Here is a 16,859-nt window from a genome sequence, read left to right on the forward strand (position 1 = left end):
TATGTAGGACTTATTCGAAGGAGGGACAATCATGGACATTCCGGCTCTTTCCACCTCTATGGCACAAAGCAGTCTGATGCAAGCCGTAAACGTAAGCGTGCTGAAAATGGCCGTCGACATGTCGACGCAGCAATCGCAGCAATTAACGCAGATGATGGCGCAAAGCGTGACGCCCCATCTGGGCGGCAATCTGGATTTGCGCGGCTAGACGAACCTAGAAAACAAGAAGCGAGTTCCACCCGTCAACGAAATACAAGCAAAGGCCGCCCCTCTCGGGGCGGCCTTTGCTTGTATAGGTTGTCTGCTTCGGACAATCTTACTTGTAGGCAGGCAGCCAGTCGCCATGCGCTTCGATCAAATCGTCGCACATGGACTTGATGTCGTCCATCGACAGTTCGGCGCTCGTATGCGGATCCAGCATCGCGGCGTGGTAGATATGGTCGCGTTTGCCGGTAATCGCCGCTTCGATCGTAAGCAGCTGCGTGTTGATGTTCGTGCGGTTCAGCGCGGCGCATTGCGGCGGCAGATCGCCGACGAAGGTCGGCGTTACGCCGTTGCGGTCGACGAGACAGGTGACTTCGACGCACGCTTCCTTCGGCAGGTTCGTGATCAAGCCCGTGTTCATGACGTTGCCGCCGATACGGAACGCGTTGTTCGATTCGATCGCTTCGAAGATGTACGACGCGTATTCGTGCGTGCGTTTGTGCTCCAGCGTCGGATTGCCGACGAGCTCTTCCTTCAGCTTCTTCCAGTTGCCGATCTGCTCGATGCAGCGGCGCGGATATTCGTCCAGCGGAATGTTGAAGCGCTCGATCAGCTCCGGATAGTTGCGCTTGATGAAGTACGGGTGGTATTCGGCGTTATGCTCGGACGATTCCGTGATGTAGTAGCCGAAGTTCAGCATCATCTCGTAGCGGACCATATCATGATGCTTCTCGCTTTGTTTCTCGCGGGCGCGGCGCTTGATTTCCGGGTACAGATCGACGCCGTCCTTCGTCACTTCCAGCAGCCAAGCCATGTGGTTGATGCCGGCGATTTTGGATTGGACGCCGGTTTGATCCATGCCGAGGGACTTGAAGAGCTCGGAGACGCAAGCCTGCACGCTATGGCAGAGGCCGACCGTCTTGATGCCGCCGTGCGTGTTCATCACGTTCGTCAGCACGGCCATCGGGTTCGTGTAGTTCAAGAACAAGGCGTCCGGACAAACCTCTTGCATATCCTTGGCAAAATCGAGCATGACCGGAATCGTGCGCAGGTTGCGGAAGATGCCGCCGATGCCGACCGTGTCCGCGATCGTCTGGCGCAGGCCGTATTTCTTCGGAATTTCGAAGTCCGTGATCGTGCATGGATCGTAGCCGCCTACTTGGATGGCGTTGACGACGTATTTGGCGCCGCGAAGCGCTTCCTTGCGGTCGGAGTACGCCTTGATGACGGACGTGCTGCCGTAAGTGTTCTTGATATGATTGAGCATCGTTTCGGACTCGGACAGGCGCTCCGGATTAATATCGAACAGCGCGATTTCGAATCCTTGCAGAGCCGGCGTAACCAGGCAGTCGCCCAGCACGTTTTTAGCGAACACGGTACTTCCGGCTCCAATGAACGTAATTTTCGGCATGAATATCCTCCTCAGATAAGCCCGCATGTAAGCGGATTAATGTCTTCTTCTAACCACTACTATAGAGCAACAAACATAGGTTTGAGTAGGAATTAAAGCATTTTTTATATGTACATTTGTAGTTTCGTTGTATACTCTTAAAAGGACAGCATGTTGAAGGAAGAAGGTTCTATAGATGAAGAAGGCATTGGCGAGCACGCGCAGCGAAATCCCGCATACCGAGCATTCCGAGTTCACCGTCATGAACAATTCCCAGCCCGCGCAGGGCGAGCTTTCGGTCATGTTCAGCGGAGAGGGCAAGACGCTCTCCGGCCATGGCATCGGCCCGGCCGTTCATAATTATTACCTCATGCATACCGTTATTTCCGGCCGCGGCACGTTCGAAATCGACGGTCGGCGCTATGATTGCTCGCGCGGCGATACATTCCTTATTTTTCCGGACGAGCTGTTCTCCTATTTCGCTGACGACGCCCAGCCATGGCATTACGTATGGGTCGCTTTCAAAGGCCACGCGGCCGGCCATTTGCTCCTCAGCCTCGGCTTGTCCGCCTCCAATCCCGTCGTGCATACCGATGAGCTGCGACCTTTAACTTCCCTGTACCGCAAAATAAGAAGCACCTTCGAACGGACGTCGTTCCCGGAGCTGGCGGATCTGGAGGCAGGCGGCCATCTTCGCGTATTGCTGAAGGAGATCGGCATGCTGAACGAAGGCAAGCTCATCGTCAATTCGTTAGCCATTCTGCCCGACATCGACCGGCAGATCAAGCGGGCCGTCCGCTGGCTGTCGTATCAATACGCGCAGCCGATCTCGATCGAACAGCTTTCCCGAAGCCTTGGTTATCACCGCACGCATTTATCCAAAATGTTCAAGCAGGTCACAGGCGTATCGCCCATGCAGTTTCTGCTCAAGGTGCGCATGGATCGTGCCAAGGAGCTGCTGAACGAACAAAGCCACCTGTCCATCGACCAAGTGGCCTCCTCCGTCGGTTATCCGGATGCGCTGTATTTCTCGAAGCAGTTCCGCAAAACGTTCGGCTACTCGCCGTCGGAATACCGGGCCCAAGCGCGTCACGGCTAAGCGGGGTACGGCTAAGCGGGATATCGGAGAAACGCGGCTTATATCCGGTTAATCATGATACTTCTACAAGCAAATAGGCTTTGCCGTCGGTACATGACCGGCAGCAAAGCCTATTTGTGTCTCTATGATCGGCAGCCATCAACCTGCAGCAAGCGGAACGATACGCTGCCATAAGCGATGACGCTGCGGCCTTACGCAAGCGAGCCAAGCGTTAGTTGTTTACCGTTTGAAGTTCTTCGCGGTGTTCGGCCATCAGCTCTTTGCCTTTGTCCTTCACGTCTTCGACGGTATTCTTCACTTGCTCGCCTGTTTCCTCGAGTTGATCCTTAGCATCGGCACGCCAGCTGCGGACATTGTCGATTACCGAGGAAGCGGTATCCTTTGCTTTGACAGCCGCCGTGCTCGCCGTCGAACCGACTTGCTTCGCGAGCTCTACGGTTTTGTCCGTGACCTGACCGGCGATGCGCGCCGTTTGGTCTGACAGGGTGTGCGACTTATCGGCAATATCTTGCCGCAGCTCCCGGCCCGACTTCGGAGCCAGCAGCAATGCCGCTACGGAACCAACTACGCCACCTGCGATTGCACCTACAAGAAATCCTCTTTTTGCCATCTGAATACACTCCTTTATAAGTATGTTTGTTTATTAGCCCAGGCGCCTGTGCGTTTAATCCTTCGGCTTCAGTGCGCCCTTGGCTGTTTCATCTGACCGCTTCTCCCGCCGCCATGTGGCAAGCGCTTGCCGCAGTCGCTTAGTACCTCATATCGTGCCCTGATTAACGGCTTTCGCATGCAAGGTTTCCGCTGCGGTGTCTTCTTTCCGTTTGTCTTTCCAGAAATGCCAAACGGCGTATCCGACCTCTGCCCATCCCATTGCATCCGCGATATTGCGTTTCGCCTTGTCGCCGGACTTGCTGGCTACCCGGTCGACGGTGTCGTTCAGCTCGCTGGAGATCCGATTGACGGTGAAAGAAAATTGGTTTGCCGATTCTCCAATGCGCTTCGTTGCTTCCGTGAGTTTCGTAATTCCATCCATCGACTTTTGGACCGTCCGTACAGTTTCCGTGACCGGATCAAGTAAATCGCTGACCTGGGCAACGGCTACTTCGGCGCGGCGTTCGAGCGACTCGGCCAGCTGCATCAATTTCCCCATTCGTTTGTCGACTGACCGCAGCCACATCAACACGCCGACGACCAATGCCACGAATGCAACAGCGGCAGCTCCTTCAAACCAAATGACCATTCACGGCCCACCTCCATTCCAACTCTCTGTACGATTGGGCTCGTGCCCATTTCGTATTAATAGTATAAACAGCATAGGCTTGACTTGACACAGCTTCGGGAAAAGAAAAAAGACACGGGGCTTGCGCACCCATGTCTTCTTGTATCGATTTATCCTTATGCGCCGGCAATGCGATAGCTGCATTTGCCGCCGCCTTTCGCCAAGCATTCCGTCCGTTCGACGTCCGTTCCAAGCAGCTTCTGGAACAGCGCCAGCTCGCATTGGCAGGCCTGCTGATAACGGTCTGCGACATGCGCGATCGGACAATTGTATTCATGAAGCACGAGACTTTCGCCATCCGTCTCCACCTGCACCATATACCCGCCGTCGTTCTGGATGGCTGCCAGCTCCGTGACTCTCTCCGGGAGCGACTTGCCTTCCATGCGATGGGCATAACGTTCAATGAGCTTGCGCTTGCGCCCTTCGAACATCCGGTCAATCATCGCGGCCGTCTCCGGATCTTCCTCCAGCTCTTCAAGCAGATCGAGTGCCAAAACGTGATAATTCTTCGGGAATAGCAGCTCGGCCTGTTCCGTCAAGCTGAACATATGCGTAGGTCTGCCCATGGCCTGCCTAACGATGTTCGGTACGATCAGTCCGTCCCGTTCCAGCGTGCTCAAATGGCGGCGAACGGCCATCTCCGTAATCTGCAGCTGTCTGGCCAGCTCGCCGGCGTTCATCGGACCGCCCGTCTTAAGCAGCGTCAGTACGGTCTGTCTCGTCGAGCCTTCCTGCCTGAGCGCTTGTTCCTTATGCATAAACGGTGTCCCGTTCGGTTCCATTCCCATACTATCCACCGCCTTCGGCCCTAAGCCTCGCTCTTGACGTCATTGTAACGCATTTCCGCCGTTTCGTAAATCGGCGGACGACGCCGAGCAGCTTAGTTCCCAAGCTCCCGCAGCAGATAGGATTCGACGGCTTCCTTGAAAGCCATCAGGAGGTTCGGCATCGTCGCCGTAAACGGATGAAGCTCCTTGCGCGGCCATTCGAAGTAATCCTGGACAAGCGGCCTGCGTAGCTTCACCAGCTCAAGCAGAGGTTCCTGGAGCGACTCCGGGAAAACCTCCTCGCCCGCGATGATCGTCACGATATCCTCGTAGCTGCTCGCATCGCGCATGATGAAGCCGTCGATCAAGTAGCTGCCGACGTCCGTTAAGGTTTCGATCGCAAGTATAAGTGCCCGCTCCTGCGCCATGCCCTGAATAACGCTGCCGTCCCAGTGGGACTGCAAATGCTTAAGTGCCTCCGCTACCTCGGGAATAACCCCGAGACGGACGGAAATTTGTTCGCGATTGACATAATACATCGTTGTTTACCTCGTCTTCCGGTTAGGACCTTTTCTTGCGCGCCTTGCGCTTGAGCCAGATTGTCATCACGATCAAACTAACGATGATAACAATCAGGTAGGTCATCATTTCAAACACGTCGCCCATAGGATTATCTTAGACCGCCCTTACGATTCGTAATCGACGCATACGGACGCTTCACGAACCTCGCTCATATGCGCGATCACTTTTTTATGTTCCGGGTGGATCTGGTACGCATTGAGCGCATCCAGCGAGTCGAAGCGCGTCACGAGCGCGATATGGTACGAGCGTTCCGAGTGAATCACGTCGGTGCCCACTTCGATGGAGCGCAGCTCCTCGATTTTGCCTTCCATGTTTTTGAGCACCTGCACGGTTTGGGCAACGCTCTCCGGACTGCCGTCTTTCAGTTTGAATAGCACGATATGTGTAATCATCATTCATTCGCTCCTTCTTGTATGGGATGGGGATGCGCTGCACCCTTTTGTCACATAATAACGCAAGGTGCCGCCATTCGGCAATCTTCCAGCAAAGGAGATCAGCTCATGCGTTATCCAGTCACGATCGTGGCGACGCTTATCGGCCTCGCCATATGCCTGTACAACTCGACAGGCTATGACCCGCACAACATGGTGTTCTTCAGCCTAAGCGTCCCTGCTTGGATTGCGGACTTAATCGTCGATATTCATGAGGTCAATGTCTATCTGATGTATGTATTGACGATCGCAACTTGGGCGCTGCTCGGCTTTATCTGCGATTGGGCCATCGCGCGAAATCGCCGACGCTCTTATCGCTAGCGAGCCGCGGCAGCAAGCCCGCGTAAGCATATCACTTAAAAAAGGAGCCGCATGCGGGCTCCTTTTGTTGTTGCTTATGGATTGCTGCTCTTATTCAACGATCAGCACGGATTTCATGTCTGCATGGCCCGTACCGCACATGACGGCACAATGCATTTCATAAGTACCCGCCTTATCAAGCGTAACTTCCTGTTCCATCTTGTCGCCTTGAAGATCAATGCCGAGCTCAGGAATAGCAAGACCGTGAACGCCGCTTTTATTGTGGAGCTTCACGATAACTTTCTCGCCCACTTTAGCGTGGTATTCCTTCTGATCGAATACGAAGTCCTGAGAAGCTTCTACTTTCAATAAAGTCACGCCAGGCGGCAGCGATGCAGCCTCATCGACTGGCTTGCCCGGAAGCTGAGTCGTTAGCAAATAAATGCCCAAAACCGAAGCCGCTGCGAAAACGACGAACATAATCCACTTATGCATTGCTTCTTGCTCCCCTTTTCATCAAATGTCTACTCCCTATATTACCTAAGATCGTCCGTTATTCTCAACCTTAAACTGTGCCAAGCGATAAACTTTTTTTCCTTTTTTGACAAAACGATGAACGTTTTTGGGGAATCTGCATGAACGCCTACGCTTTCCTGATCTCGAAATAACTCTTCAACAGACGTTCCGATTCCGCCTTCACGAATGCCCATGGCATGGAGAATGAACGCTGGTAGCCCATGCAGCGATAGCTCGCGGTCAAGGCTTCCTTCGTCCGCTTCTCTTCATATACCCCGATTCCGCTTGCTTTGAATTGAATGCGCATGCCAGCCAGCTCAAGCAGCACGCGATCCTGAAGTCCCCGCATCATGGACTCGTACAAGCGCGGCAGCTTGGTCGGGGCGGCGCCTGCGATTCGGATGTCGTGCTCCAAGATGACTTTCGCGATTCCCAGCAGCACATAATGCTTGACAAGCTCCAGCTCCTTGCCGAGCTGTGCCGGCGGCGCTTCCGCTTCCATCGTCCGGCTGGGCGCCGTCGCCAACATTTCCGTTTCCAGCACCATACGTCTCCTCCAAGTAGGAACATTTGTTCCCATTATAACAAAGGTGTCCCGGATACGCAATCGGCGGACAAGCGGCAGATAGGCAAAAAATTAGCCATCCTGTTTAGGATGGCCTGGAAGATGAAACGTTAATCAATGCTATTTTTTATTTTTGAGCACGGTTATCAACTCACGTAACCGATCGGGCATCGGAACGCCCATTCTGCCCAAATTCTCGGTCACGGATATCAGCTCGTTGGCCAAATAAAAGTAGATCGCCCCGCCCATGGCAATATTGTTCAGCTCGAGCAGGATATCGATCCGGTGCCCCAGCAGGATAACGAGCAGCATCAAGCCTTTACGCGCCAACCCCCATGCACCTATGGTACTGTTCAACCCTTGCTTCTCCTTCAATGCAGCCGTAATCCCTGTTGCATAGTCGATTCCCATGGCAACCAGCAAGACGGTCAGGGATTCCGGCCACACCCCGAAAGAGAAAACGAGAACAGAACCGAGCACAGCCGTCATACTGCAAACAATCGTGTGCGGCATCCATCTCACGCTCCCTTCAAAATATACGCTGCCATACAATGTATGCAGAAGGGAGGCTGGTTGTCCGTCTCAATTGTCCTAGTCTTCTAGAAATCTCATCCCTGCCTCAGGCAGCGAAGTTATTTGGCGATAAACCGGTGTACCGTGCTGAAGTAATCGCCGTGCGGTCTTTCTTTCGCGACGCCCGCGTACATCAATTCGTCTCCGCCCACGACCTCGCCCGTTCCGACCCACTCGTATTGAAGGCCGGCGTCCAGTCCTTTCAGCTTCAGACGGTCAAGCTTCGCGTTCGGTTCGTTCAACACGACGACGTGGACGACGAGCGCCTCCCGGCGGTCCGGCGAGACGAACATCCAAGCGGTCTCGTTGCCTTCGAACGGACTGAGCAAGCGGTAGAAGTTGCCGTATTGGACAAGGCCCCGTACGTCCTTCACCATGGCGACTTGACGTTTCACTTCTTCGATCTCCGCGCCCGTGAACTTCGTCAGATCCAGCTCGTAGCCGAAGTTGCCCGACATCGCGACGTCGCCCCGCGTCTTGAGCGGCGTATTCCGCTCGACTTGATGGTTAGGCACGGCGGACACGTGCGCGCCCATCGAGCTGACCGGATAGACGATGCTGGTGCCGTATTGGATTTTCAATCGGCTGATGGCGTCGGAATTATCGCTCGTCCACGTTTGCGGCATGTAGTAGAGCATGCCTGGATCGAAGCGGCCGCCGCCGCCGGAGCAGCTCTCGAACAGGACGTTCGGGAAGGACGTCGTGATTTGCTCCAGGACATTATAGAGGCCGAGCATATAACGATGGGCCGTTTCGCGCTGACGGTTCGCCGGCAGCAATGCCGAGCCGATCTCCGACATATTGCGGTTCATGTCCCATTTCACGTACGTAATCGGCGCGCTGCGCAGGATGCTGCCCACCGCTTCAACGATATAAGCCTGAACATCCGCGCGGGACAAATCGAGAATCAGCTGCTGCCTAGCTTCGGAGCGGCGGCGGCCAGGCACGTGCAGGCACCAATCCGGATGCGCGCGGTACAGGTCGCTGTCCGGGGAAACCATCTCCGGCTCGAACCATAAACCGAATTCGAGTCCGTGGCTGCGTACGCGCTCCGCCAGGTCTTCCAATCCGTTCGGCAGCTTCTTCTTGTCGACGATCCAATCGCCGAGCGAGCTGTTGTCGCTGTCGCGATGTCCGAACCAGCCGTCGTCGAGCACGAACAGTTCGAGTCCGAGCTCGCTGCCGGCTTTGGCAATGGATTCGATCTTATCCGCATTGAAGTTGAAGTACGTCGCTTCCCAGTTGTTGACGAGGATCGGACGGACGGCATCGCGGAACGCGCCGCGGCACAGCCGGGTCCGGTACAGCTCATGGTACGTCCGCGACATGGCGCCAAGCCCTTCATGCGAGAATACCATGACCGCTTCCGGCGTTTGGAACGACTCTCCGGCTTCCAGACGCCAGGAGAAATCGAACGGATTAATGCCCATGTAGGCGCGGGCCGTATGGAATTGATCCACTTCTACGCCTCCGGCGAAGCTGCCGCTGTATACGAGACTGAAGCCGAATACGTCCCCGTGATCCTCCGTCGCATCTTCGGACAGCAGGGCGAAGAACGGATTGTTCATGTGGCTGCTGGAGCCGCGGCGGCTCTCGATCGCCTGAATGCCGGGCGTGAGCGCACGCTTGTGCACGTAACGCTCCCGTGCCCATGCGCCGGACAGCTGCAGCAGCTCGAAACGGTCATGCGGCAAATCGACGCTGAAGCTCAGCGCGCGCGTCAGCTGCATCACATCCGCGGTGGTATTGATCAAGCGTGCCGAACGGATCACGGCGTCGAACGCTTCGAATACGGTATACGATAATTCGACCTTCAAGCCGGAGAGCTTGTCTTCCAGCGTCACGATCAACGTTTCCGCCTCGTCCGCGCTCTCGGCGTATACGGATGGCAATCCCTCTAAGGAAGGCTTGCCGGCTTGAATCTCGTGGGAGGCGTAGAGCAGCTCCGTCACCGTCGTTCCGTTCGGCAGCTGAACGGCATACGCCGGGCTGCGGAAGTCGCTGGAGCCGTAGCCCGGATATTCCTGCGGCAGCGTATCCAGTGAAATGCTGCGATCCTCCGGAACGGGATTCGGGCTGAAGGATGCTCGCTCGACGCGCTTCAGCAGTCGCGCCGCGCTGCCCTCGCTAAGCTTGCGGCCCCAGTAGACATGCGCGGGAAATCCTTGCAACGATTGAAACATGTAGCTCATCGAACGGGTCTGCAGATGGAACAACCCGCTTTCGGGAATATACGTAATCGTCATTATAAAAACACCCTTCCTATGGAATAAACGATGCTGTGGCGCAATTGCGAAATAGCGCCAGTCGTCTACAAGTATAGGCGGTACAAGAAGTACATGACATGGAGGCTTTTAGCGATCCTATGGATTATTGTAGGGTTCTCCTCCGTAATATTCATGTAATCGGGCACTATTTCAATTCAAATACGCCGGAGTATTTCAATACCAGCTTAACGTTCACTTTGAGTTCCTTCTCTCCCGGATGCCAGCGTCCGTTCGACATGCGTTTCCACGTCCGCAGATGATGCCGGTAGAGCGTCTCGTCGAAGTTGAAGATATCAACCTCCCTCTTCGCGGCCGTATTGTATGCAGTCCGGATCTCCTCCTCGATCTGCTTCTGCGCAAGCCGGACGATTTCGGAGCGTATCATGCCCTCGCCCAATTCGTTCAACGAGCTGTGGACGCGCACGTTCAGCGCGGGCACCGGCTTCCCGTTCTCGATCGCGATGGAACGCTTCACCTTCAGATTCCTCACCGTGATGCTCGTGAAACCCGTTCCCCCCATCACCGTCATGACATCCCGATTGAAATGCTCGTTGCCCCATTGCATGCCTCGAATTTCCCCGAGGGTGAAATAGCTCGGACGCTTCTTCCCTTTGAAGGCGAAGAGACCGTCCAACTGCTCCATGTGCATCCCCTTTTTACGTTTGCTCCAGGCGCGATTGTTCAGGGATACGCTGGGCAGCAGCGCGGTCTCGGAACTCTCGTTGAAGTCGGCGACGAAGCGCTGCATCGTCATCGGCTCGAATAAGCTGTCCTGCCGAAACAGCAGCTTCGGCTCATAGATGAGGCTCGCCAGCTGCGAGCGCTGGAAGAACGTATCCGTTGCGAGAATGTCCTTGATCTCCGCTTTCGTGCCGAAGATCCAAGAGGTGTACCGCGATACGCGCACGCGGTTCAGCGCGTCAAGAATTTCGTCCATTTTGTCCATCGCCGGTTCCCTTACGACCACGACCTTGAGCTGCTCCAGATTGATTTGGACCTGCGAGGACAAAGCCAGGCCCGAGATGGCCGCGTGCAGGCTTTTTCCCTTGCCGGTGCCGATCCAAACGTTGGGCTCGCTCGGAGGAGGGCTCTCCGTCTTCGCGATGGCAGCGAAGTCCAGCAGCTGCAGGCTGATCTCGAATTGCCCTTCTTTAAAATCGACCCCGATGCCCGTCACGAACGCCTCGTCCGCCATCTCCGTGGAATCCCAGCAGCCGGCCAACAGGCAGGTTGTTGAAGCAAGCGCGGCAAACACCAGCAACTGCCGAACGTTATGGGCCGCCCGCCGGCCGATTCTCCCGATCATCAAGAACCCCGTTTGACGCGGAATTTCCATGGCAGCTGCAGCAAGGCGGTGAACAACTTGCGGAATTCGATCGGCGCTAGCGGCTGCATGTACGGCATGCCGAACGATTCCAGCGTACACAAGTAGAGCATGACCGCAAAGACCGATACGAAGAAACCGAACAGCCCCAGGAAGGCCGCCGCCGTAATGATGAACAGGCGAATGACGGTGACGGAACCGTTCAGGGATTGGTTCACGAGCGTAAAGGTGGAGACGGCGGTGACGGCGGTGATCACGAGCATCGTCGGCGACGTCAGGCCCGCGCGAATCGCCGCATCCCCGACGATGAGACCGCCGACGACCGTCACCGTCTGCCCGACGGCGCGCGGCAGCCGTACGCCCGCTTCTCGGAAAATTTCGAACATGAAGATCATGAGGTATAGCTCCATCTGCGGACTGAGCGGCAGGCCGAAGCGGGACATCGTGACGGTCGCGAGCAGCGTGAACGGCACCTGGTCGTTATTGTAAGCGAGCAGCGCCAGCCAGAAGCCCGGCAGCATGCCTGCGAGCAGGAAGCTGATCAGCCGGATGCACCGCTCGAAGGAAACGAAGTAAAAAGGCAAATAAGCGTCCTCTGGCGATTTGACGAGATAAGAAATGTTGACCGGTGCAACGAGCGCGGCTGGCGAGCCGTCCACGAGGATGGCGAACCGTCCGTTCATCAGGGACTGGACGACGAAGTCGGGACGCCCGATGTAGTGGATCGTCGGGACCATCGCGATGGACCGGTCGGAGATCGCGATCTCCAGCTCCCCGGCTCCGTGCAGCACGAGGACGTTGATGCCGTTCAATCGTTTTCGCGCCTCCTCGACGACGTCCGGCGACGTAATGCCCTCCATCCACATCAAGCAAACCTGGGTCTGCGATTCGGTGCCGAGCGTAAACCATTCGGCTGCCAGCTTCGGCGTGCGCAGTCGGGTCCGGATCAGGGACAGGTTGACGGCAATGGTCTCGACGAAGCCGTCGCGCGGCCCTTTGACCGATAGCTCCAGCGTCGATTCCTCGATGCTTCTGGAGGGCTGACCTGGGCTGTCGACGACGAACAAGGCGTTCGTCGATTCATTCAACAGGATAATCTGGCCGCCGAACATTTGCTCGAACACGCCTTTGCCATCCGGACCGGGATCCAGACGCCGGATTAGCGGATTCGCTTCGATATCGAACGCCAAGCTGCCGTCGTTATCGAACATCGTCTGAACGAAACGAAAATCAACCATGCCCGGCACGTACGCGACCGTGTAATGTATCGGCTCTTCCGCATCCGGCACGGTACGCACGACGGTCTTCATCGATACGTCGCCGCAGCGCGAGAGCTGGCCGTGCAGCCATTCAGAGGTTATTGTTGGCTCCGGCGTCGTCTCCGAAGCCGACTTGCTGTTGCTGGGAACCATCGGGTCTCCTCCCTTTCGGCAGCCCGTGGAACGAGAGCAGCCAGATCGTAGTCGTAATGAGCACAATGAGAGCCAAGTCGACCAAGAAAACGAGGCGGATCAAATGCTCCGCTTGAATCATCATGCTGGCCAGCGCTTTCGCGAGCGCGATGTAGAGCACCCCGAGAATGCAGACGAACCAAGCGCGGCTCTTGCGTTCGCGAAGCGGAATCAGCTCCATCATCAAGGTAAGGCCGAGGGATACGCGAATGAAGGCGCCCGACATCCATTGGAAGATCGCGAAAAAATCAACATGCTCGAAATATTTGCCGATCGAAACGAGGCGCCACTGCGAGAATGCCGGATAGCGGAGCTTCTCGGCTTCGATAGGCCCGAACTCCGTGATGGCGCCGATCGTCGGCCCCGTCATGAGAAGCATGATGAAGGCAGCGAAAGTCACGATCTGCCACAGCTTGATCGAAGATTTCAAATAATGCTGCAGGAAGAGCATCAGGAAAATCTCCATCGAACAGCTAAGCGCATAGAGCATGCCGTGCAGCGGAGTTCCCCAACCGTACTCCAGCATCGGCAGTAGGACGCTGTAGTCCTTGTGCGGCATGTTGGCGCTCATGACGAAGTCGCCGAGAACGACGACGACCGGCAGGAGCAGGCAGGAGACGAACGCAATCGAACGGAGGCCGCAGAGGGCGGCGGCGCCGATCAGCAGCATCATCACGGTCTGGACGACGATCTCCGGCGTCAAAGGAAGGAACGTGGCCGACGTCCAAGCCGTCGTCTCCACGAAGGATTGAAAGCTGGTAATGAGCAGGAACAGAAGCACCGGCCCGACGACCAGCCACGCTCCCGCGGGCGTGAGCCGCGAACGCAGCCAATCGCGCATATTTGCTTGTTTCGTTCGTCTCATCGGTCCGTGGACGAAGATCGCCAGCCAAGGAACGATGAATAGGAACGCCAGCGGACCGCACATCCAAGCATCCCTCAGGCTGACGTCGAGCACGGCGGGAAGCACGATGACATGCGAGGACAGACCGACGGACAGCGTCAGCATCATAAATATCGGCCAATGGCCGAGCGACCCTTCCTTCGGCAAAACGCAACGCCTCCCACATCCATTTCGGCATAGTTTTACCAACGGGTCCATAAAAAAACCGGCCGTTTGCCAATTTGCTTAGGAAACGGCCGGGTGGCGGCTCAGGCGTGCAAGCTAAAAACTATTCACGATTAACTCCGGTCAGACATTTAGGAGATAACGCCCTTCTTGAGAATCAGATTGGCATACAGCGCGCTCTCGCCCGTCGCGACGATCGCGTAGGCTTGACGTGCCCGTTCGTAGAACGCGAAGCGCTCCACCTGCTCGAACGGGGAAGCCATGCCCGTACGAGCGCCGATGATGCCGCCGTATTCCGACCAGATCGGCGTCTCGACCGGGTCGCCGGGAACGACCTGCATCAGCGAAGCAGGCTTTTCTACATAAGGATCGAGCGGGAACAGCTGCAAGATGGCGTCCAGCAGCTCCGGAATCGGATGGCCGTCGCAGCGGATCAGACGCTGGGCGTGGCTGGCCGCCGGAAAGTTGGCATCGGCAAGGACGATTTCGTCCCCGTGTCCCATCTCCATCAGGATTTTAAGCAGGTCTGGCGAAATGATCTTGGGAATACCATGCAGCATGAATAGAGTTCCTCCTTGGATGTACGTCGGTCAGCGAAGAATACGCGGGATACTAGCTCCGCTTATCGAACGTCGGCGATGCCGATGTCGTCCAGCATGACTTTGCCTTGATCGCTCGTAAAGTAAAACGTGATTCGGGATAAACGGGCCGGATCGAATTGGCTGTTGCTGCTCTGGAAGGGCTCGAAGGGCAAGCTGTACGTTTGGAAGACCGGTTCCGTCGGCTCCTTGTACTTGCCGTCCTTGACGCGCTTCTCCATCCACGGGAACAAGGTGAAATGCGTATAGGGCAGCGGCGTCACGGCCTTGAATTCCGAGAGCGGCAGACGTACCGAGGCACCGTTCCGGCTCTCAAGCTCGATCTCGATCTTTGGCAGCGGAATGCCCGAGGTACCGCCTTTGCCTGAAGCAGCTGCTTCTTTGAAGCCGGGCAGCTCCCTCTCCAAGTTCGTCATGTTGAAGATCAATTCCTGCTTGGACGCAGGCGATGCGCCGTGCCGTGCATCCATCGTCTCCGGGAGCTGCAGCGTATAGCTGCCGTCCCCTTGCTTCCATTGCAGAACCGCGCCGCGGGTTCCCTTGTCATTGCCGTCGCGGTCTTCCGCGGCGGCCTCGGACCATTGCAGCCGCTCCGCGCTCGCGGTTACGCCGTTGTCCAGCTTCGCCTTATCGTAATCGCCGTCGATTCGCGCGAGCGGCACGAAGCTGCCGTCCTCGTACCGATTCAAATAGGTGGCGGTCGGCAGCCAAGCCTCGCCGACGCGGAAGTCGCGGAACAGCGGTTCGTACTGCTTCGTGCCTTGAAGCGCCGTCTCCAGGAAAGCGGAAATATACACCTTCGCCACTTGGCGCTGGTCGTCCGCATCCATCATCTCGTTCTTCCGCAGCAGCAAGCCTCCCGGCAAACTGTCATCCATCGTCCCCCAGCTCGTATTGAACCGGCTATGGTTCGCCTCTCCAATATAGAGCGTGGTCTTAAAGCGATCCGAACCCGGCGTGAAGCTGGAACGGATATACTGGCGCTCCCCGCCGAACGTGTCGACGTCGCCGTCGCTCGCGCCCTGCAGCGACATGTAATACGTATCCTTCAGCTCTGCTTTCTTCTTGTCGACCAGCGTATCCGTCGGCGCGATCGCGATCACGGCCTGAATCTGCATAGCATCCAGTCCCGTGAGCGTCTTATCTTCGGCGAACCACTTGGAACGGTCCGCAGCCATCGCGACCGCTTGTCCGCCGCGGGAATGGCCGATCAGCGCGACTTGCTGCAAGTCCACTTTATGATAGAACGGGCTGCCCTCTTGCGCATCGAATGCTTGGATCTGCTGCAGATGCTTCAGCAGCATCCACGCGCGCACCTTCATATCATTGTTCGGAATGTTGCCCCAGAAGGAATAGTTCAGGAAGTTCTCGTCCACCGACACCGCGATATACCCCCGGCTCGCGAGCATCTCGCCCAAGTAGGCATAGCCGTCATCCGAGAACTGCTCCATCAAATGATTGCCGTGCACGATCAGCACGAGCGGAAACGGCCCTTGCCCCTCCGGCATCCATACGCGGCCGTTCACCGGCAGCTTGGTCTCGTCGAAGCCCCAGAACAGGCTCCGCACCCATTTCCAGCGGGAGATATACGCGGAAGCGTCGACGGTCTTCGTCGTCAGCGCCGCTCCCGACGCGAATTCTTCCCGTTTGGAATCGGACCCGCTGCCATAGGTGAAGGATTGCACGGGATAAGCGCCCTCTGCCGAAGGATCCTCGGCTCCGAGCTGAGCAACGGCCGGTTCTTCCGATACGACCTGGGCGTCCGCCGGCACGTCGCCGTATACATTCATCGGCCACTGGTCGAAGCTAAGACCTGTCAGCGTAATGACGACGACTAGCGCGAGCTTGACGATAACGGGCACCCGCCGGTGCGCGAGCAGACCGACGAACAAGCCGCCGGCCAAACCGATGCCCGCCAGAATGACCGCCAGCGCGATCGACATCCAATCCCCGAGGCTGGCTTTGTCGCCTATGAACCATAAGGCTGCGCCGGTGAAGGCCAGCACGCCTGTCGTCAGTCGAGGGATCGGCACATAACAAAGCGACAGCACGTAAGCTGCCGCCAATCCCGCGAGTCCCATTGCCAGCGTTCCGAGCAGTACGGCTACCGCGGCATCGAAGAGCATCCCGATGCCTGTCGGCATGCCGAGCGCCGTGATCACCAGCACAGTGCCGAGGACCGCCCACAAGCCGACGATCCCGGCACGCCAAAGCGCGGTATCGAATCGGAGCGCTACACGCCCCCGGTATAGTAGCCACGCCGCTGCTCGCTTCCATCCAGGCTTCTTCCGCGGCGGAATCGGCAACGGCATAATCGGAGTATTCGGCGTATTCAGTTCAAGTTCCATAGGCAGCTCCTAATCGATGCGTCTTGGAATCGCTTGTTGTTCCGTAATCTATCATTTGGTCACGCCATGATTCTTCCTCTACTTTATCTAGTAAA

General features: G+C 56.6%; 18 protein-coding genes. 3 read left to right on the forward strand and 15 right to left on the reverse strand.

Annotated elements, in window-relative coordinates; translation table 11 throughout:
* The first annotated feature begins 31 nt into the window (after positions 1-31).
* On the forward strand, positions 32-208 hold the full coding sequence (locus AC0YNU_RS04285; protein ID WP_475753450.1) for a YjfB family protein: 177 nt from the start codon (positions 32-34) through the stop codon (positions 206-208).
* Positions 209-316: 108 nt separating this feature from the next.
* Here AC0YNU_RS04285 and melA read toward each other — a convergent pair whose 3' ends face one another.
* The gene (gene melA / locus AC0YNU_RS04290) at positions 317-1,615 is read right to left on the reverse strand and encodes an alpha-galactosidase (RefSeq protein ID WP_475753452.1); all 1,299 of its coding nucleotides are present in this window, start codon (positions 1,613-1,615) and stop codon (positions 317-319) included.
* A gap of 175 nt (positions 1,616-1,790) precedes the next feature.
* Between melA and AC0YNU_RS04295 the strand changes: the two genes are divergently transcribed.
* Entirely contained in the window at positions 1,791-2,693 is a 903-nt protein-coding gene (locus AC0YNU_RS04295; RefSeq protein WP_475753455.1) for a helix-turn-helix domain-containing protein, read from the forward strand.
* Between the two features lie 211 nt (positions 2,694-2,904).
* Here AC0YNU_RS04295 and AC0YNU_RS04300 read toward each other — a convergent pair whose 3' ends face one another.
* The 5 genes from AC0YNU_RS04300 to AC0YNU_RS04320 all read right to left on the reverse strand — a co-directional run bounded on the left by AC0YNU_RS04300 (position 2,905) and on the right by AC0YNU_RS04320 (position 5,713).
* Positions 2,905-3,303: a YtxH domain-containing protein gene (locus AC0YNU_RS04300; protein WP_475753457.1), complete on the reverse strand. Its 399-nt coding sequence runs from the start codon at positions 3,301-3,303 to the stop codon at positions 2,905-2,907.
* Between the two features lie 147 nt (positions 3,304-3,450).
* A complete protein-coding gene (locus AC0YNU_RS04305) occupies positions 3,451-3,933 on the reverse strand; it encodes a DUF948 domain-containing protein (protein ID WP_475753459.1) in 483 nt (160 codons plus the stop codon).
* Between the two features lie 155 nt (positions 3,934-4,088).
* Positions 4,089-4,754: a helix-turn-helix transcriptional regulator gene (locus AC0YNU_RS04310; protein WP_475753963.1), complete on the reverse strand. Its 666-nt coding sequence runs from the start codon at positions 4,752-4,754 to the stop codon at positions 4,089-4,091.
* Positions 4,755-4,852: 98 nt separating this feature from the next.
* Positions 4,853-5,278 (reverse strand): DUF86 domain-containing protein, encoded by a 426-nt coding sequence (locus tag AC0YNU_RS04315; protein WP_475753461.1) that lies wholly within the window; start codon positions 5,276-5,278, stop codon positions 4,853-4,855.
* Between the two features lie 147 nt (positions 5,279-5,425).
* Complete coding sequence (locus AC0YNU_RS04320; RefSeq protein ID WP_475753965.1) at positions 5,426-5,713, reverse strand: Dabb family protein; 288 nt, start codon at positions 5,711-5,713, stop codon at positions 5,426-5,428.
* 108 nt (positions 5,714-5,821) lie between these two features.
* Here AC0YNU_RS04320 and AC0YNU_RS04325 point away from each other — a divergent pair, with 108 nt between their 5' ends.
* The gene (locus AC0YNU_RS04325; protein ID WP_161693940.1) at positions 5,822-6,073 is read left to right on the forward strand and encodes a hypothetical protein; all 252 of its coding nucleotides are present in this window, start codon (positions 5,822-5,824) and stop codon (positions 6,071-6,073) included.
* Positions 6,074-6,163: 90 nt separating this feature from the next.
* Here AC0YNU_RS04325 and AC0YNU_RS04330 read toward each other — a convergent pair whose 3' ends face one another.
* From AC0YNU_RS04330 to AC0YNU_RS04370, 9 genes are all read right to left on the reverse strand, one after another.
* Positions 6,164-6,547, reverse strand: a complete 384-nt coding sequence (locus AC0YNU_RS04330) for a cupredoxin domain-containing protein (protein WP_475753464.1) — start codon at positions 6,545-6,547, stop codon at positions 6,164-6,166.
* 148 nt (positions 6,548-6,695) lie between these two features.
* Entirely contained in the window at positions 6,696-7,115 is a 420-nt protein-coding gene (locus AC0YNU_RS04335) for a YhjD family protein (protein ID WP_475753466.1), read from the reverse strand.
* A 138-nt stretch (positions 7,116-7,253) separates the two neighbouring features.
* Complete coding sequence (locus tag AC0YNU_RS04340) at positions 7,254-7,646, reverse strand: phage holin family protein (protein ID WP_475753468.1); 393 nt, start codon at positions 7,644-7,646, stop codon at positions 7,254-7,256.
* A 119-nt stretch (positions 7,647-7,765) separates the two neighbouring features.
* On the reverse strand, positions 7,766-9,952 hold the full coding sequence (locus AC0YNU_RS04345; RefSeq protein ID WP_475753470.1) for an alpha-galactosidase: 2,187 nt from the start codon (positions 9,950-9,952) through the stop codon (positions 7,766-7,768).
* Between the two features lie 166 nt (positions 9,953-10,118).
* Positions 10,119-11,279, reverse strand: coding sequence for a Ger(x)C family spore germination protein (locus tag AC0YNU_RS04350; RefSeq protein WP_475753472.1), 1,161 nt, complete (start codon positions 11,277-11,279; stop codon positions 10,119-10,121).
* Entirely contained in the window at positions 11,279-12,709 is a 1,431-nt protein-coding gene (locus AC0YNU_RS04355; protein ID WP_475753474.1) for a spore germination protein, read from the reverse strand. Before AC0YNU_RS04355 ends, AC0YNU_RS04350 begins: the two co-directional genes overlap by 1 nt.
* Positions 12,648-13,799: a GerAB/ArcD/ProY family transporter gene (locus AC0YNU_RS04360; RefSeq protein ID WP_475753476.1), complete on the reverse strand. Its 1,152-nt coding sequence runs from the start codon at positions 13,797-13,799 to the stop codon at positions 12,648-12,650. The genes AC0YNU_RS04355 and AC0YNU_RS04360 overlap by 62 nt, the downstream gene beginning before the upstream one ends.
* 149 nt (positions 13,800-13,948) lie before the next feature.
* Positions 13,949-14,377, reverse strand: a complete 429-nt coding sequence (locus AC0YNU_RS04365) for an RbsD/FucU family protein (protein WP_475753478.1) — start codon at positions 14,375-14,377, stop codon at positions 13,949-13,951.
* 62 nt (positions 14,378-14,439) lie between these two features.
* Entirely contained in the window at positions 14,440-16,764 is a 2,325-nt protein-coding gene (locus AC0YNU_RS04370) for an alpha/beta hydrolase family protein (RefSeq protein WP_475753480.1), read from the reverse strand.
* Between the last annotated feature and the right edge of the window lie 95 nt (positions 16,765-16,859).

The organism is Paenibacillus sp. J31P316, from assembly GCF_056269105.1.

Bases quoted from the DNA above. Each gene is read 5' to 3' on its own strand.
- AC0YNU_RS04285 (WP_475753450.1), top strand. From the start codon at position 32: ATGGACATTCCGGCTCTTTCCACCTCTATGGCACAAAGCAGTCTGATG.
- melA (WP_475753452.1), bottom strand. From the start codon at position 1,615: ATGCCGAAAATTACGTTCATTGGAGCCGGAAGTACCGTGTTCGCTAAA.
- AC0YNU_RS04295 (WP_475753455.1), top strand. From the start codon at position 1,791: ATGAAGAAGGCATTGGCGAGCACGCGCAGCGAAATCCCGCATACCGAG.
- AC0YNU_RS04300 (WP_475753457.1), bottom strand. From the start codon at position 3,303: ATGGCAAAAAGAGGATTTCTTGTAGGTGCAATCGCAGGTGGCGTAGTT.
- AC0YNU_RS04305 (WP_475753459.1), bottom strand. From the start codon at position 3,933: ATGGTCATTTGGTTTGAAGGAGCTGCCGCTGTTGCATTCGTGGCATTG.
- AC0YNU_RS04310 (WP_475753963.1), bottom strand. From the start codon at position 4,754: ATGGAACCGAACGGGACACCGTTTATGCATAAGGAACAAGCGCTCAGG.
- AC0YNU_RS04315 (WP_475753461.1), bottom strand. From the start codon at position 5,278: ATGTATTATGTCAATCGCGAACAAATTTCCGTCCGTCTCGGGGTTATT.
- AC0YNU_RS04320 (WP_475753965.1), bottom strand. From the start codon at position 5,713: ATGATTACACATATCGTGCTATTCAAACTGAAAGACGGCAGTCCGGAG.
- AC0YNU_RS04325 (WP_161693940.1), top strand. From the start codon at position 5,822: ATGCGTTATCCAGTCACGATCGTGGCGACGCTTATCGGCCTCGCCATA.
- AC0YNU_RS04330 (WP_475753464.1), bottom strand. From the start codon at position 6,547: ATGCATAAGTGGATTATGTTCGTCGTTTTCGCAGCGGCTTCGGTTTTG.
- AC0YNU_RS04335 (WP_475753466.1), bottom strand. From the start codon at position 7,115: ATGGTGCTGGAAACGGAAATGTTGGCGACGGCGCCCAGCCGGACGATG.
- AC0YNU_RS04340 (WP_475753468.1), bottom strand. From the start codon at position 7,646: ATGCCGCACACGATTGTTTGCAGTATGACGGCTGTGCTCGGTTCTGTT.
- AC0YNU_RS04345 (WP_475753470.1), bottom strand. From the start codon at position 9,952: ATGACGATTACGTATATTCCCGAAAGCGGGTTGTTCCATCTGCAGACC.
- AC0YNU_RS04350 (WP_475753472.1), bottom strand. From the start codon at position 11,279: ATGATCGGGAGAATCGGCCGGCGGGCGGCCCATAACGTTCGGCAGTTG.
- AC0YNU_RS04355 (WP_475753474.1), bottom strand. From the start codon at position 12,709: ATGGTTCCCAGCAACAGCAAGTCGGCTTCGGAGACGACGCCGGAGCCA.
- AC0YNU_RS04365 (WP_475753478.1), bottom strand. From the start codon at position 14,377: ATGCTGCATGGTATTCCCAAGATCATTTCGCCAGACCTGCTTAAAATC.
- AC0YNU_RS04370 (WP_475753480.1), bottom strand. From the start codon at position 16,764: ATGGAACTTGAACTGAATACGCCGAATACTCCGATTATGCCGTTGCCG.